Below are 15,539 nucleotides of genomic sequence, written 5' to 3'. Positions count from 1 at the left end.
CCCGTCCCGCCCGGTCCCCGGTCGGGTGAAATTACGTCCATACCGCGGGTCCCGCGTGACCGGGCCAGTGACCGGCCCCGTTGATGATCGTTGGCTCGGGCGGAGCCGGAGCCCCCGGCTTCCGCACCGGCCGGTGAGCGCCGGGGCGTCACCCGCGTCGGCCTCCCCGGGGGCCAGGGGCCGAGGAGGCCGTCATGTCCGAAGAGACCGTGCCGCAGCAGGGCGGGACCGGGCAGCCGAAAGGGCTGTTGCAGCAGATGGAGGAGCTGATGGCGGCGTTGAACGCGGACCTGTCGGCGCTGGACGCGGACCTTCAGGCGGCGGGGGACGCCGACCGGAGGTCGGGCGAGGAGGAGCAGGTCGGCTGAGGTCCGCTCCGGCGGGGCGGCCGGGGCCGGTCTGCGGCGGCCGCTACCCCGCCTCCTTCTCCGGCAACACCTGTTCCCGGTCCGCGAGTCTGCGGAGCATTTCCAGGACGCGGTCCCGGGACTCGTCCGCCGCGTCGATGGCCTCCATGCACTGCCAGTACGTGCCCTCGTCGTCCGCGGCGCAGGCGAGGCCCACGAGGGCGATGCCGACCTCGCCGAGGAGGCCGCCGAGGCACATCAGGGTGTGGCGGGCGTCGCCCAACTCGGTGAGCTGGCCCGCCCGCAGCTCACCGGGGGCCAGTTCGGGCGGGTCGAGGACACCGCAGCCGCGGCCCGCCAGCTCCGTCAACCCCAGTGCCTCGCCGCGCAGTTCGGGCGGGCCGGCGACCGCGAGGCGGCTTCCTATCGCCTGCGCGAGGGCCTGCGCCTGCCACACCTCGGCCAGGATCCCCGGCACGTCGCCGCCCGCGGCCAGGGACCGCCTGCTCGTCATGATGAGCCGCACCGCGTCCATACGCTGCCCCCGTCCTGTCCGACGCGCTCCGCGCGTCCGTCCGCCCGACTCCCTTGTTCACTACCCAGAGTGAAGGGGTGTGAGACGAAAAGCCAGAGGAAGACGGAAATCTGCGGACAACAATTCGGATTCGGGCCGCGTTTTGGTTACGCAGTGTACAAGTGGACTGTGTGGCTCCTAGATCGGGAACCTCCGTTCGTTCCGGTCGATCTTCGCGTCCAGTGCGGCCAGCGGGTCGATGCCGAGCACCTCGCACAGCTGGAGCAGATAGGCGAGCACGTCGGCGACCTCGTCCGTGACCCGGTGCGCGGTGTCCGGATCGCTCATGACTCGGGCCGACTCCTCGGGCGTCAGCCACTGGAAGATCTCGACCAGTTCGGACGCCTCCACGCTGAGCGCGGCGACCAGGTTCTTGGGGGTGTGGTAGGGCTGCCAGTTCCGTGCGGCCGCGAACTCGGCCAGCCGGCGTTGCAGTTTCGCCACGTCGAGGGGTTCTGTCACGGCTTCAGGTGTACCACCGTGACCCCGTCGGTCCCGGCGGCCCACGACGCGTCGCTCACCGCGCCGACCAGCCGGATGTGGCCGCGTTCGCACATCCGGGCCGCGAGCCGCAGCAGTTCGCCCCGCTGGCCGGGGTCGAGTCCCCGGTCGAAGCCGTCGGCGAGGACGGTGAGCGTCTGGAGTGCGGCGGGCACCTCGCTGGCCGGGTCGACCTCCAGCACGCCGGGGCCGGTGAGCAGTACCAACGCCAGGGCGGTGTACCGCAGTTCACCGTCACCGAGCCGCCGCAGCCCGGTCCGGACGCCGTCGCCGCGATCGAGCGCCGCCCGCACCGTCCCGTCGTCCAGTGGCTCGGCGAGCACGTCCGCCACCGGCCCCGCGCAGCCGGCCCGTACCGCGGCGACGAACTGCGTGTGCCGGTGTCCGCACTCGGCGCGCGTGCGCGACAGGACGTCGGCGAGGTTGCCGCAGTCACGAAGGAGCCGCCCGGAGCCGGCCGGTACGGGGCCGCGCATCCGGCCGGGGTCGGGATCGCAGGCGAAGGCGGAGCGCAGGGCGACGACCATCTGCTCGGCGGCGGCCAGTACCCTGCGCTGCCCGGGCGTCCGGCCTGCCACGCGCAGCGGCAGCAGGGCGGTGCCGAGCCGGTCGTCCGGCAGCGGGCCACGGGTCACCGGCGTCGGCCCGGCCGTGTGCCAGGCGGCCTGCACGGCCCGCTTCCCGGGGTCGCGCAGCGCCGTCTCCAGCAGCACCAGCCCGTCGGCCGTCAACCGCTCGCCGACGACGCGCAATTGAGGCTCCGCCTGCACGGCGACATCGAGCCGGACCGGGCCGGCGGGCCCGTCGGCCGTACAGCCGATACGGAAGCCGCGGCGGCGCTGTGCGTCGGGCCGGGCCCGCTCCGGCACGCAGGCGACGGGGTCCGGGAACGCCTCGCCGAGCGCCGCGCCTGCCCCGAGCCGGGCGAGCGCCTCGTACGCCCGCAGCGCACTGGACTTGCCGCAGCCGCTGGGACCGGCGAGGAGGGTGAGCGGCCCGAGCGGGAGTGCGGCGCGGCGGTGGCCGGCGAAGGCGGAGAGCCGCAGTTCGGTGATGCGCGGCCGTACGAGGGGGGCCGGAGAAGTGGGAGGCGTGGGAGTGGGGGGCTGGGTCATGTCCGGACCGTAGGACTCCGCCCGCGGGACGAACCGTTCCGTCTCCCAGGGCTTCCTACGATCGGGCGACCCGGCCCCCGACGTGCGTCACACCCCGGGAACCCCGACCCCCTCCATCAGTCCCGTCACCTCGGTCCCCGCCGGCGTCAGCAGGAACACGTTGCGGTCCACCCGGTGCATTCCGCTCGCCAGGCCGAAGACGACACCGGTACTGAAGTCGAGGACGCGCTTGGCGACCTCCGTCTCCGCGCCGGTCAGGTCGAGCAGCACCGGCACGCCCGCCATCAGGGTCTCTGCGACGTCACGGGCGTCGGCGAAGACGTTCACCCGCAACAGGACGAAGCGGCGTCGCGCCTCCGTCTCGGCCTCGGGTATGGACCGGTGGCCGACGGACGACGGCCAGGCGTCCCGGCCTCGCAGCGGCACGACCTGGGCGAGCCCCTCCCACTGTTCGTCGGTGACATCGTGGCTGTTCACCGGCATGCTCCGTCCTGGCTCGCGCTGGCTGTCTCCATCGGCCAATTCTTGCGCACGGTCACCCGTTCGGCCCAACTGCGACACGCTCCGCCACCTCGATGCACCTCACAACGGCCGGAAGACGGCTGTGTGACGGGCGTAACTCCTCGTGATCAAGCGATGTGACACCTGCGTAACGGGGCGTTCGTACCGTCGACGGCATGACCACGACCCCCCGGCCACAGCAGGAGACGCAAGCGGTGCGCACCGTCTGCTCGTACTGCGGGGTGGGCTGCGGTCTCGTGCTCGATGTCGCCCTGGGGCCGGACGGGCGGCGCACGGTCCTGAAGGCGTCCGGTGACAAGGCTCACCCGGCGAACGCGGGCCGGCTGTGCACCAAGGGCGCGACCACGGCCGACCTGCTCGCGGCCCCCGGGCGGCTCACCACCGCGCTGGTCCGGGACGACCGGGGCGAGGAGCCGGTGCCCTCGCCCGTCGCCGACGCGATCGCCGAGACCGCCGCGCGGCTGCGGGCGATCGTCGACGCGCACGGCCCGGACGCGGTCGCCTTCTACGTGTCCGGGCAGATGAGCCTGGAGGCGCAGTACCTCGCGAACAAGCTGGCCAAGGGGTTCGTGGGGACGAACGCGATCGAGTCGAACTCGCGGCTGTGCATGGCGAGCGCGGGCACCGGCTACAAGCTGTCGCTGGGCGCGGACGGGCCGCCCGGCTCGTACGAGGACTTCGATCAGGCGGACGTCTTCCTCGTCATCGGCTCGAACATGGCCGACTGCCATCCGATCCTCTTCCTGCGGATGATGGAGCGGGTCAAGGCGGGAGCCAAGCTGATCGTCGTCGATCCGCGACGGACCGCGACCGCCGCCAAGGCCGATCTGTTCCTCCAGGTCCGGCCGGGGACCGACCTCGCGCTGCTGAACGGCCTGCTGCACCTGCTGCACGAGGACGGGCACACCGATCAGGAGTTCGTCGCGGCCCACACCGAGGGCTGGGAGGACCTGCCCGGGTTCCTCGCCGACTACGCCCCGGCGGCGGTCGCGGAGATCACCGGGCTCGCCGAGGACGACATCCGCCGGGCCGCCCGGCTGATCGGCGAGGCCGGCCGGCAGTGGATGAGCTGCTGGACGATGGGGCTGAACCAGTCCACGCACGGCACCTGGAACACCAACGCCCTGGTCAACCTGCATCTGGCGACGGGCGCGATCTGCCGTCCGGGCGCCGGGCCGTTCTCGCTCACCGGGCAGCCCAACGCCATGGGCGGGCGCGAGATGGGCTACATGGGCCCGGGGCTGCCGGGACAGCGGTCGGTGCTCGTGGCGGAGGAGCGGGCGTTCGTCGAGGACGTGTGGGAGCTGCCGCCGGGGACGCTGCGGGCCGACGGGGTCGGGCAGGGCACCGTCGAGATGTTCCGGAAGATGGCCGACGGGGAGATCAAGGCCTGCTGGATCATCTGCACCAACCCCGTCGCCTCGGTCGCCAACCGCCGCACGGTCATCGAGGGCCTGGAGGCCGCCGAGTTCGTCGTCACGCAGGACGTGTTCGCGGACACCGAGACGAACGCGTACGCCGATGTGGTCCTGCCCGGCGCGATGTGGACCGAGGCGGAGGGCGTCTTCGTCAACAGCGAGCGCAACCTCACGCTGACCCGGGCCGCCGCGGATCCGCCCGGGGAGGCGATGGCCGACTGGCGGATCATCGCGGAGGTCGCGTGCGCGATGGGGTACGAGAAGGGGTTCTCGTACGACAGCGCCGAGCAGGTCTTCGAGGAGATCCGGCGGTTTTACAACCCGAAGACGCAGTGGGATCTGCGCGGTGTCTCCTACGAGCGGTTGCGCCGGACGCCCGTGCAGTGGCCGGCGGCGCGGGAGGACGGGCCGGAGCGCAATCCCGTCCGGTACGTGGGTGACGAGGGGCTGCGGTTCCCGACGGCGAGCGGTCGTGCCGTCTTCTTCGCCCGGCCGCATCTGCCCGCCGCCGAGCTGCCGGACGACGACTATCCCTTCGTGCTCAACACCGGGCGGGTGCAGCACCAGTGGCACACGCTCACCAAGACCGGGAAGGTCGCCAAGCTCAACAAGCTGAACCCCGGGCCGTTCGTGGAGCTCCACCCGTGGGACGCGGACGCGCTCGGGGTCGCGGAGGGCGATCTGGTCGAGGTCGCCTCGCGGCGCGGGCGGGCCGTGCTGCCGGCGGTGGTGACGGACCGGGTGCGGCCGGGCTGCTGTTTCGCGCCCTTCCACTGGAACGACCTGTTCGGCGAGTACCTGAGCATCAACGCGGTGACGAGCGACGCGGTGGATCCGCTGTCGTTCCAGCCGGAGTTCAAGGTGTGCGCGGTGTCGCTGGCGAAGGTGGCGACGCCCGTGCGAGAGGCGTCCGGGCCAGAGGCGGCGGGCTCGGTACGCGAGGAACCGGCCGGGGCTCTGCTGCCCACGACCGTCACCCCCGCCGGGACCGACCCGTTCGGCCTCCAGCCCTCCCCTCCCCCGGTCCTGTCCGCCCAGGAACGCCAGTACCTCACCGGTTTCCTCGCCGGGCTCGGCTCGGGCGCCCCCGGCGTTCCGGTGCTCCCGCCCGACGCGCCCTTCACCCCCGAGCACGCCCTGTGGGTCAACGGGGTCCTCGCCGGCATGTACTCGCGCTCGGCGCCACCGGCCGCCCCCGCGCGGGAGCCGGCCGGCCGTGAGGTGGTGGTGCTGTGGGCCTCGCAGACGGGGAACGCCGAGGAGTTCGCCGCCGCCACGGCCGAGCGGCTGACCGCGACCGGGCACCGTACGAGCCTCGTCGGCATGGACGAGGCGGACGTCGTCGCGCTCGCCCGCACGGCGGATCTGCTCTTCATCACCAGCACCTTCGGGGACGGTGACGCGCCCGACAACGGCACCGGCTTCTGGGACACGCTCTTCCGGCGAAGAGGCCCCGCGGCTGGAGGGGGTGCGGTACGCCGTGCTCGCCTTCGGCGACTCCTCCTACGACGACTTCTGCGGGCACGGGCGGCGGCTGGACGCGCGGCTCGACGAGCTGGGCGGGGTGCGGCTGGCCCCGCGTACGGACTGCGAGCCGGACTACGGGACCTCCGCCGGGGCGTGGCTCGACCAGGTGCTCTCGGCGCTGGGCGGTCCTGCCGCCGCTCCGGCCGACTCCCCGCCCGGCTCTCCGGCCTCGCGACCCGAACCGCAAGCGAAGCCCAAGACCACGCCCAAGCCGAAGCCCGCCGCCGCGATCGCCCGGCTGGTCGGCAACCGGCTGCTCAGCGGGTCCGGCGCGGGCAAGGAGGTCCGGCGGTTCACCTTCGACACCAGCGGGACGGACCTGGCGTACGAGGCCGGGGACGCGCTCGGCGTGCGGCCGGTCAACGCGCCCGCCCTCGTGGCGGAGTGGCTGGCGGTGACCGGGCTGGACGCCGGGGCGGCCGTCGAGGTGGCCGGGGTGGGCGAGGTGCCGTTCGCCGAGGCGCTCGGCCGGCACCTCGACATCACGAGGATCACCCCCGGCCTGCTGCGGTTCGTCGCCGAACGCGCCCGGGACAAGCACGAGTTGCGCAGGCTGCTGCGGCCCGACAACAAGGACGGGCTGGCGCAGTGGTGCTGGGGGCGGCAGGCCGTGGACGTGATCGCCGAGTACGCGGTGCGGGCGAGCGCCGAGGAGTGGGCCGGGGTGCTGCGGGGGCTCCAGCCTCGGCTGTACTCCATATCGTCCAGCCCGCTGGTCGACCCGCACCAGGTGTCACTGACGGTGTCCGTGGTGCGGTACGAGAACCTGCGGGGGCGTCAGCGCGGCGGGGTGTGCTCGCCGTTCCTCGCCGACGCCGGTGCGGACACCGAGGTGCCGGTGTTCGTGCAGCGCTCGCCGCACTTCCGGCCCCCGGCCGACGCGTCGACGCCGATGGTCATGGTCGGCCCCGGCACCGGCGTCGCGCCGTTCATCGGTTTCCTCCAGGAGCGGCGGGCCCTCGGGCACCGGGCCCCCAACTGGCTGTTCTTCGGCGAGCAGCACCGCGCGACGGACTTCTACTACGAGGACGAGCTGACGGCCCTGCTCGACGAGGGCACCCTCAGCCGTCTCGACACCGCCTTCTCCCGCGACCAGCGCAACAAGGTGTACGTGCAGGACCGGATGCGCGAGCACGGGCCGGAGCTGTGGCACTGGCTGCGCGACGGCGCCCGCTTCTACGTCTGCGGCGACGCCTCCCGCATGGCCAAGGACGTGGACCGGGCCCTGCGGGACATCGCGGTGGCCCACGGCGGGCTGAGCGAGGCGGAGGCCGCCGCGTACGTGAAACAACTCGCGGCGGACAAGCGGTACGTACGGGACGTGTACTGAGCGGTCGGCGGTGGCTCGGCGGTTGCTGAGCGCCCGTCGGGTCCTTACTCGCCTCACACCCGCCTCTTCACCGCTGCCCGGGCCCCGCTCACCGGCGGCGGTTAGCGTCCTGCGGCGTGTACTCGGCAGAAACCACGCTTCTGGTGCCCGGCTCGCGCACGCAGTCGGCGGTGGCCGTGCCGCCGCCCCCGGCCCAGTGGCACCGCGTCCTGACCCTGCTCGCCGACATCAGTCTGCTGATCGGCACCCGTGCGGTGTGGGCGACGGCGGCCGGTCACCGGCCGGCCGTGGCCGCGGTGATCTCGGTCTGCTACGCCTCGATCCTGGCGTGCGGGGTGCTGGCCCTGACCGTCCGCCGGGAGCGGTCGCTGGCGCGGGTGGACCTGTGCGTGCTGGTGACGGGCGTGACACTCGCCCTGTGCGCGTGGATCACGCTCCACCACGGCTCCGACGAGGCGCTGCTCACCACACAGGCGGCGCGGGAAGCGGCCGCGGGGCACTCGGTGTACGGGCAGGCGTGGCCCTGGCTCTTCGGCCACGGCGTGGCCCTCACGCCGACGGTGACCGGCGGCTACGACCTCACCTACGGCTATCCGCCGCTGGCCCCGCTGCTGGCCGTGCCGCTGCTGTGGCTGGGGCACGGCGGTGCTCCGGCGACGGCGGTGAGCACGGGCGCGCTGGTCGCCGGCACGGTGGCGCTGTGGCGGATGCTGCCGGCGCCGTGGCGGTCGGCGGCGACCATGGTGTGCCTGGGCTTCGGGATGCTGCCGTCGTACGGGCGGCTCGGCTACCCGGCGATCGTGGCCCTGGCCCTGCTGGTGCCGGTGGTGGTGCGCTGGCCGCGCATCGGTGCGGGCGGGCGGCTCGGGGCCGCCGGTCTGGCGCGGGCCGCGTGTCTGGGGGCGGCCTGCGCGGCACAGCAACTCCCCTGGTTCCTGGCGCCGTTCCTGCTGGCCGGGCTCTACGCCGTGCGGCGCGGCGAGCTGGGCGGCCGGGCCGCGGCGCTGGTGGTGCTGCGGTTCGCCGGGGCCGCGGCGACCCTGTGGCTGCTGATCAATACCTACTTCGTCGTCAGCGAGCCGGGCCCCTGGCTGACGGGGATCGCCCTGCCGCTGACGCAGGGCGCGGTGCTGCACGGGCAGGGCGTGGTCGACATCTCGCTGTACCTGACGAACGGCAGCGACCGGCTCGACTGGTACTCCCGTGCGAGCCTGCTGCTGCTCGCCGGCCTGCTCGTGCTGTTCGTGCTGTTCGTACGGCGGCTGGGGCCGGCCGCGACCGTCCTGCCCTGGTGCGCCTTCTATCTGGCGACCCGCTCACAGGACGGCTACTACCTGTTGATGACGCCGCTGTGGCTGGCGGCGGCCGTCACCGCTCCCGCGTCGGCGTTCGCCGGGGCATGGCAGCCCCGCCTGCGCCTGCTGTCCGGGCCGCGGCGCCGCCCGGCCCGGATCGCCCTGGCGGCGCTGCTGCTCCTGCCCGCGCCGGTCGGCGCTGCCGTGGCGGCGACGGGCACGCCGCCCCTGCGCATGCGGGTCGTCGCGGCCCGACGTCCCACCGCGGCGACCGTCTCCCGCCTCGCCCTCCAGGTCACCAACACGGACGACACGGCCCTCGCCCCGCACTTCACCCTGACCATGGGCCAGGGCATGGACCCGTACTGGCGGATCGTCCGGGGCCCGGGCACCCTGCCCGCGCATGCCACCGCCCGGTATGAACTCCGGCCGCCCTCGGGCCGGTTCACCCTGCCCCGGCCGGGTGCCCGGATCCGCCTGCGCGCGTTCACGGCGTCGCCGCAGACCCTGTCGAGCGCGGATGTGCAGGACGCGGTGCGCCGGTCGCACTGACGCCGCTCGGGGGCCGTGTCAGCCGGTGGTCCGGACGAAGCGCAGGCCGGCGGTGACCGTGGTCCGGCCGCGGATCATGCCCAGTTGGTTCCAGCCCATGCCGAACTGGTCCCGGTCCACGGTGAACTCCGTCTCCAGCGTGAGCCCCGTGGCGTTCCCGTCCGTCAGGCGGGCGGTGAGGGACAGCGGCCTGCTGACGCCGCGCACGGTGAGCTGGCCGACGACGTGCACCTGGTCGCCGTCGCGCAGCTCGGCGCTGCGGGCCACGAAGGTGATCTCGGGGTGGTGGTCGGCGTCGAAGAAGTCGGCGGACCTCAGGTGGGTGTCGCGCTTGGCGTTCTTGGTGTCGAGGGAGGCGACCTCGAAGGTCAGGGTGCCGACGGCGGACCCGTCGGGCCGGACCTCGCCCGAGCCGCCGATCGCGCCGAAGGTGCCCTTCACGGTGACCAGGCCCCACATGGTCTTGTGCCGGATGCCGACGGTCGAGGCGGTCGTGTCGAGCTGCCACAGTCCGGTTTCCACGGCGACGGTCATGATCCTTCTCCACTCTGATCGTTCAAATTTGGATGACTGCACGCTAGCCGCTCGTCCAAAATTGAACAACCCCCTGTTTCAAATTTGGACAACAGGTAGGCTGGATGCATGGCCGACCCCCAGGAGCACCCCGCCGACCTGCCTGAATGCCCGTTCGCCGAGGGCAGCGGGCTGCTGCCGGCCGAGCTGCGCGCCTGGATGCTGGTGCTCGCCGCGACCGGGGCGGTGGAGCAGCGGCTGCGCTCGGCCGTGAAGGAGAAGCTGGACGTCTCGCACGACGAGTTCCTGATCCTGTGCCTGCTCGCGGAGCAGCCCGAGGGCGGCCTGCGCATGACGCGCGTCGCGGAGCTCCTGGGCCGCCCGAAGACCCGCCTCACCTACCAGATCGCCTGCCTCCAGCACGCCGGCCTCGTCACCCGCAGATCGGTGTGCGGCGACAAGCGCGGTGTCGAGGTCACCCTCACCGACAAGGCCCGCCGCCTCCTGACCGAGGCCGCCGGCCCGCTCGCCGGGACGGTGACGCAGTCCCTCGCCCGCTTCATCGGCCCGGACCAGCGGGAAGCGCTGCGCGCGCTGGTGCCGGACCTCGCCGAGGAGCCCCGCACGGCGTCCCGCACGGACTGAGGCGTTCTCTACAGCGCCGTAGAATCCGGGAACACGGGTGCGACGACGAACGTTGACCCCGATACACACCACACATGAGGAGCCACTTCTTGTCCGCCAGACCGACGGACCCCCCGGGGCACAGTCCCCGACCATCCCGCCACGACATCAATGATCGCGGCACACGGCGGGATGGTGTTCGATGAGTGCCGTGAACGCCCTGCTGGGCCTGCTCGCCGTGTTCGTGCTGACCGCCGGCACCGGCTACTTCGTCGCCCAGGAGTTCGCCTACGTCTCCGCGGACCGGCTCACGCTCGCGCGTGAGGCCGAAGCCGGGGACAAGAAGGCCGCCCGCGCCCTGCGGGTGCTGGAGCGGCTGTCGTTCATGCTGTCGGGCGCGCAGCTCGGCATCACCGTCACCGGCCTGGTCGTCGGCTTCATCGCCGAGCCCTCGGTGTCCGCGCTGCTCAGGCCCGCCCTGTCCGGGCTCGGTCTGCCCGACGCGGCCGTGAGCGGTGTCTCCGTGACGCTGGCCTTCGTCCTGGCCACGGTCGTGCAGATGGTGCTGGGCGAGCTGGCCCCGAAGAACCTCGCGATCGCCGTGCCGGAGCGGCTGGCGAAGGCGCTGGCCCCGTCGACTCTGGCGTATCTGAAGGTCGTGGGCCCTGTCGTACGCGTCTTCGACAGCGCGGCGAACAAGCTGCTGCGCAAGGCCGGCATCGAGCCGGTCGAGGAGCTGCATCACGGCGCCACGCTGGAGGAGCTGGGTCATCTGATCGGCGAGTCGCACGAGCGGGGCGCCCTGCCCAAGGACACCGCCGCGCTCCTGGACCACGCGCTGGAGTTCTCCGAGCGGACCCTCGACGAGGTGATGGTGCCGCGCGCCGACGCCGTCTTCGTCCGCACGGACGCCGGCGCCGACGAGGCGGTCGGTCTGATCGCCGAGCACGGCCACTCCAACTACCCCGTCCTCGGCGACCACCCGGACGACATCGTGGGCGTGCTGGGCGTGCGCGAGCTGACGGCGCTGCCCGCCGCGCGCCTCTCCGGCGCGCGTGCCGGTGAGGTGGCCCGGCGGCCGCTGCTGCTGCCGGACACCCTCGGCCTGCCGGACGCGGTGACGCGGATGCGGGAGCAGGACGACGAGTTCGCGGTCGTCCTCGACGAGCACGGCGGCGTGGCGGGCATCGTCACGTACGAGGACATCGCCGAGGAGCTGGTCGGCGACATCGCCGACGAGTCCGACCGGGTCACCGTGCTCGCCGTCGCGGACGGCGACGGCTGGCTGGTGGACGCCGGCCGCCGGCTGGACGAGGTGGCCGAGGCCACCGGTGTCCGGCTGCCGGAGGACGACGACTACGACACCGTGGCCGGCCTGGTCGTGGACCGGCTCGGCCGCTTCCCGACGGTCGGCGACCGGGTCACGGTCGAGCTGCCCGACGGCGCCCGTGCCGTGATCGACGTCCGCACGCTCGACCGGCACGTGGCCGACCGGGTCCGGATCAGCCCGGTCGTGCAGGCCGTGGAAGCCGAGGAGATGGCGTGAGTTTCCCGATGGCGGTCTTCGTGACCGGGCTGCTGCTGATCGGCAGCGGCTTCTTCGTGGCGGCCGAGTTCGCGCTGGTCGCCGCCAAGCGGCACCGCATGGAGAAGGCGGCGGCCGAGGGGCGGCGCGGCGCCGGGGCGGCCCTGGACGGTATGCGCGAGCTGTCGCTGATGCTGGCCGGCGCCCAGCTGGGCATCACCGTGTGCACGCTGGGCCTGGGCTCGGTGTCCAAGCCGGCGATCTCGCACGAGCTCGACCCGCTGCTGCACACCCTGGGCCTGCCCAGTGCCGTGAGCTACGGCGTGGCGTTCGCCGTGGCGATGGTCGTGGTGGTGTTCCTGCACATGGTGGTCGGTGAGATGGCCCCCAAGTCGTGGGCGATCGCCCACCCCGAGCGTTCGGCGATGCTGCTCTCCCCGCCGTTCCGGGCCGTGGTGCGGGCCGTACGGCCGCTGATCCGGCTGCTCAACGCCGTGAGCAACGCGCTGGTACGACTGTGCCGGGTGGCCCCGCGCGACGAGCTGGCCTCGGTGCACAACCGGGAGCAGCTGACGCACCTGGTGGCGGAGTCCGAGCGGCTGGGCCTGATCAGCGCGACCGACTCGGAGCTGCTGACCCGCTCGCTGACCGAGCCCGAGACGCCGGTGGCGGCGCTGTGGATCCCGGCCGCGGAGATCACCTGGGTCGAGGGCGGCACGGACGTCGAGGCACTGCTGCGACTGGCCGCCGCGCACGACCGCACCCGGCTGCTGGTCCGCGAGAACGGCACCGTCCTCGGCTCGGTCCACGCCCGTGACGCCCTGGTCGCCCGGGCCCGGGGACGGGCCACGACCGCCCGGGAACTGGCCCGCCCGGTGCCCGAGCTGACGGAGGACACCACGGTCGCCGACGCGATCGAGGTGCTGCGCCGCCGCCGGTCCTCCCTGGCCGTGGTCCGTGACCCCGCGGGCCGGCTCACCGGCCTGGTCACCCTGGACGATCTGCTGGCCCGGCTGATGCAGCCGGCCGCGGCGGCCTGACGAAGCGGAATCCGAACCTCCAGCCAATCTGCACACCGTTCGCAAGGACGCCGTGGAACGGCAGGCCGGGCGCCGAGTCCCTGACATGGCGCGGGGACTTGGGACCGAAGTGCCCGCTTCGGAATTCGGGGCGCAATACCCGTACGTGCCGCAGGACGACGGGATGTGTGAAGGAGTGGGCACATTTCGGTGCCCCCGTGATCATGTCGGTGAAGGCGGTCGCCGCAGCGTCCGCTTCGAAGTCGTCGAGCGGTTGGCCGTCTGCTCCGCGGGATGCTTTGATCCTGCGCACGGCGGAGCCGTCGGCGCGGAATCTCGATTCTGAATCCGGCGACCCCCCACGCGCGCCGCCATTGCAAGACATTCACGTGAAGGGAAACACCCCATGAACCTCACCCCTCAGGTCGACAGCGCCGAGCTCTCCGACGCCGACCTGGACAACGTCTCCGGCGGTATGGCGGGCGGCGCCTCCGTGGGCCTCGTGGGCAGCCTCTCCGGCGGCCTGGTCGAGCCCCTGACCGCGGGCGTCTGCGCCGACCTCCAGGGGGCCCTGTCGACGGAGGGCGCCGCGGCCGGCGGCAGCGCGGGCGTTCACACGACGTCGCTCTGACGACAACCGCGTAAGGGGCCCCGGGACACCATTCCCGGGGCCCTTCGCCGTGCCCGGGTGTTTTCCCACGGTCGCAAAGATGGGGAATTCGCGAAGCTCGTGACGGAATTCTGGACACCACGGGGGTGGGTAACACCCCGGCACGGCATGGCGCAGACTTACACGGGCCCCTCAGACCCGGCTGTAAAGCGTTAGGACAACCCTGTGAAACCCGACTCGCCCCGGAACGAAGAACTGCCGATCTACGAAAGCCTCATACGCGAACGCGGTGACGTCGTCGAGGAGGCTCGCGTCGTCGCCGAGGAGACGCAGCACCAGATGACGCAGGCCCTGAACGGCGTCGCCGCGACCCCGCACGAGACCGGCGCGCCCTGATCCCGGGGGCCGTCATCCGCCGAGCGGGTCGTGTCCCCAGTTCATCAGGGAGTGCCGCCACCGTGAGTCCCGTACGTCCCCGGAGGGCCGCTGGGCCAGGTGGCGGCGGACATAGCCGACGACCTTGCGCATGTGCTGGTAGTCGTCGTCCGTGAGGTCGCCCTTCTCGGCCCGCAGGATCGCCATGATCCGTCGGCCGGAGGCGTGTCCGGTGGACTCGCCCCCGTCCTGGTGCTGACCGGCGCTCTGCGAGTCGCTCCAGGTCTCTTCGCGCTCAACGCCGTCCACGCCGCCTCACTTCTTCTTCTTGAGCGCGGACGGTTTGTGCACCGCGGTCCTGCCGGACTTGTCGCTGCGCACCTCGTACTGCGGGTCGTCCGGCGAGGCGTCGACCGTGCGGCCCTTCGCCATGCCGGTGCTCCCTCGTGGAGAGGTGTGCTGTTCTCTCCGGCCTGCGGGCTGAGCGGTCAGGGCGCAGCTCGACGGACAGCGCGGGCCAGGGGTGCCGAAGGCCCACGCCATCCCGGGTTCCGTGACCCAGCGGAAGGTGCGCCGGACGGTGGGTGTGCACAGCGCGGTCATCACCAGGGCGGCCACCAGCGTGGCGGCGATCACACCGGCGGGCCCGCGGACCCAGGCCGGCTCGTACCAGCCCCAGTGCTTCGCGGCCTGCGCGGCGAAGCCGTGCAGCAGATAGCCGGACAGGGTGCCGGTGCCCAGCACGGTGAACCAGGTCCGGCGCCCGGGCACCCAGGCGAGGAAGCAGCCGACCAGGACGAGGGAGCAGCCGAAGGCGGCGAGGGTCATCAGGGGCCCGTACCAGAGGGGGACGCCCAGTTCCGGGGCGCTGTCGGCGTGGAAGAACCAGGCGTAGTCCATCCGCGGCACCGCCCAGTACGCCACGCCCAGCGCACAGACGGCCACCGGCACGGCGAGGATCCGCACCGCGCGCCGGCGCACCAGCCGGAAGTGCTCCGGCCGCAGCAGCAGGCCGAGCACGAAGTACGGCAGGAACTGCAGGGTGCGCTGGAGGTCGAGGTCGTGGCCGATGGACGGCGAGAGCGTGGCCAGCATCGCGATGACGAGGGCCGTCGGCAGCGGCCACCGCACATGCCGCCACAGCGGCGTCGTCAGCCGCCAGACGAACAACGCCGCCAGGAACCAGGTCAGATACAGCGGGTCCAGCAGGCTGACCGGGCGGTCGGGGTCCTGGCTGGTCCACCGGGTGAACAGGGTGTACGCCGTCTCGAACACCACGTACGGGACGACGACACCGGTGACCAGGCGCTTGAGGCGGGCCGGGCTGCCGTCGAAGGTGCGCGAGAAGTAGCCGGAGATGATGATGAACGCCGGCATGTGGAAGGCGTAGACGAGCATGTACAGGGCGGTGACGATTCTGCTGCCGGGGCGCAGTGGCTCCCAGGCGTGCCCCACGGCCACCAGCACGATCGCGAGGTACTTGGCGTTGTCGAAGAACGCGTCCCGCTGCCGCGCCGGGCGGGCCGCCACGCCCTGTTCCGTCCCCCGCGACGCCCCGGTCTCCTCGGCCACCGGCCGGGCCGTGGTCACTGTGTCACTCACGGGCCCTCCCGAGGAAGCTCGAAGCGGCTGTGCCTCGTCTTACGCGGGATAAGGGGGTGGGGTCTGCGCAGAACATCGCCCGCACCCTAA

General features: G+C 72.7%; 14 protein-coding genes and 1 pseudogene. 8 read left to right on the top strand and 7 right to left on the bottom strand.

Going from position 1 to position 15,539, the window contains the following annotated elements; all coding sequences use genetic code 11:
• The first annotated feature begins 194 nt into the window (after positions 1-194).
• Positions 195-368, top strand: coding sequence for a hypothetical protein (locus QF034_RS31295; RefSeq protein ID WP_010033808.1), 174 nt, complete (start codon positions 195-197; stop codon positions 366-368).
• A 43-nt stretch (positions 369-411) separates the two neighbouring features.
• On the opposite strand, the gene QF034_RS31290 is transcribed toward QF034_RS31295, so the two are convergent.
• From QF034_RS31290 to QF034_RS31275, 4 genes are all read right to left on the bottom strand, one after another.
• Complete coding sequence (locus QF034_RS31290; protein ID WP_307178045.1) at positions 412-882, bottom strand: DUF6099 family protein; 471 nt, start codon at positions 880-882, stop codon at positions 412-414.
• 177 nt (positions 883-1,059) lie between these two features.
• Positions 1,060-1,383: a nucleotide pyrophosphohydrolase gene (locus QF034_RS31285; RefSeq protein WP_307178044.1), complete on the bottom strand. Its 324-nt coding sequence runs from the start codon at positions 1,381-1,383 to the stop codon at positions 1,060-1,062.
• The gene (locus tag QF034_RS31280) at positions 1,380-2,537 is read right to left on the bottom strand and encodes an AAA family ATPase (RefSeq protein ID WP_307178043.1); all 1,158 of its coding nucleotides are present in this window, start codon (positions 2,535-2,537) and stop codon (positions 1,380-1,382) included. Before QF034_RS31280 ends, QF034_RS31285 begins: the two co-directional genes overlap by 4 nt.
• A gap of 87 nt (positions 2,538-2,624) precedes the next feature.
• Positions 2,625-3,020: a cell division protein SepF gene (locus tag QF034_RS31275; protein WP_307178042.1), complete on the bottom strand. Its 396-nt coding sequence runs from the start codon at positions 3,018-3,020 to the stop codon at positions 2,625-2,627.
• 194 nt (positions 3,021-3,214) lie between these two features.
• On the opposite strand from QF034_RS31275, the pseudogene QF034_RS31270 reads away from it, so the two are divergent.
• Positions 3,215-7,334 (top strand): annotated as a pseudogene (locus tag QF034_RS31270) (bifunctional nitrate reductase/sulfite reductase flavoprotein subunit alpha).
• 170 nt (positions 7,335-7,504) lie between these two features.
• Positions 7,505-9,181 (top strand): hypothetical protein, encoded by a 1,677-nt coding sequence (locus QF034_RS31265; RefSeq protein ID WP_370880973.1) that lies wholly within the window; start codon positions 7,505-7,507, stop codon positions 9,179-9,181.
• 18 nt (positions 9,182-9,199) lie between these two features.
• Here the strand turns inward: QF034_RS31265 and QF034_RS31260 are convergent, their stop codons facing one another.
• The gene (locus QF034_RS31260) at positions 9,200-9,715 is read right to left on the bottom strand and encodes a YceI family protein (RefSeq protein ID WP_307178040.1); all 516 of its coding nucleotides are present in this window, start codon (positions 9,713-9,715) and stop codon (positions 9,200-9,202) included.
• Positions 9,716-9,823: 108 nt separating this feature from the next.
• Here QF034_RS31260 and QF034_RS31255 point away from each other — a divergent pair, with 108 nt between their 5' ends.
• From QF034_RS31255 to QF034_RS31235, 5 genes are all read left to right on the top strand, one after another.
• Positions 9,824-10,339, top strand: a complete 516-nt coding sequence (locus QF034_RS31255) for a MarR family winged helix-turn-helix transcriptional regulator (protein ID WP_307178038.1) — start codon at positions 9,824-9,826, stop codon at positions 10,337-10,339.
• A 181-nt stretch (positions 10,340-10,520) separates the two neighbouring features.
• Complete coding sequence (locus tag QF034_RS31250; protein ID WP_307178037.1) at positions 10,521-11,864, top strand: hemolysin family protein; 1,344 nt, start codon at positions 10,521-10,523, stop codon at positions 11,862-11,864.
• A complete protein-coding gene (locus QF034_RS31245; RefSeq protein ID WP_307178036.1) occupies positions 11,861-12,883 on the top strand; it encodes a hemolysin family protein in 1,023 nt (340 codons plus the stop codon). Before QF034_RS31250 ends, QF034_RS31245 begins: the two co-directional genes overlap by 4 nt.
• Before the next feature lie 385 nt (positions 12,884-13,268).
• Positions 13,269-13,493, top strand: coding sequence for a hypothetical protein (locus QF034_RS31240; protein WP_307178035.1), 225 nt, complete (start codon positions 13,269-13,271; stop codon positions 13,491-13,493).
• Between the two features lie 204 nt (positions 13,494-13,697).
• Complete coding sequence (locus QF034_RS31235; RefSeq protein ID WP_307178034.1) at positions 13,698-13,868, top strand: hypothetical protein; 171 nt, start codon at positions 13,698-13,700, stop codon at positions 13,866-13,868.
• A 12-nt stretch (positions 13,869-13,880) separates the two neighbouring features.
• On the opposite strand, the gene QF034_RS31230 is transcribed toward QF034_RS31235, so the two are convergent.
• Together QF034_RS31230 and QF034_RS31225 are read right to left on the bottom strand one after the other, a co-directional pair.
• Positions 13,881-14,156 (bottom strand): DUF3140 domain-containing protein, encoded by a 276-nt coding sequence (locus tag QF034_RS31230; RefSeq protein ID WP_307178033.1) that lies wholly within the window; start codon positions 14,154-14,156, stop codon positions 13,881-13,883.
• A gap of 6 nt (positions 14,157-14,162) precedes the next feature.
• A complete protein-coding gene (locus QF034_RS31225) occupies positions 14,163-15,449 on the bottom strand; it encodes an HVA1 family protein (RefSeq protein WP_370880881.1) in 1,287 nt (428 codons plus the stop codon).
• Positions 15,450-15,539 lie beyond the last annotated feature (90 nt).

It is taken from the genome of Streptomyces africanus (genome assembly GCF_030816955.1).
GTDB classification, from domain to species: domain Bacteria; phylum Actinomycetota; class Actinomycetes; order Streptomycetales; family Streptomycetaceae; genus Streptomyces; species Streptomyces africanus.
The sequence above is the reverse complement of the archived record's forward strand: the minus strand, read 5'-3'. Positions and strand labels throughout refer to the sequence as shown.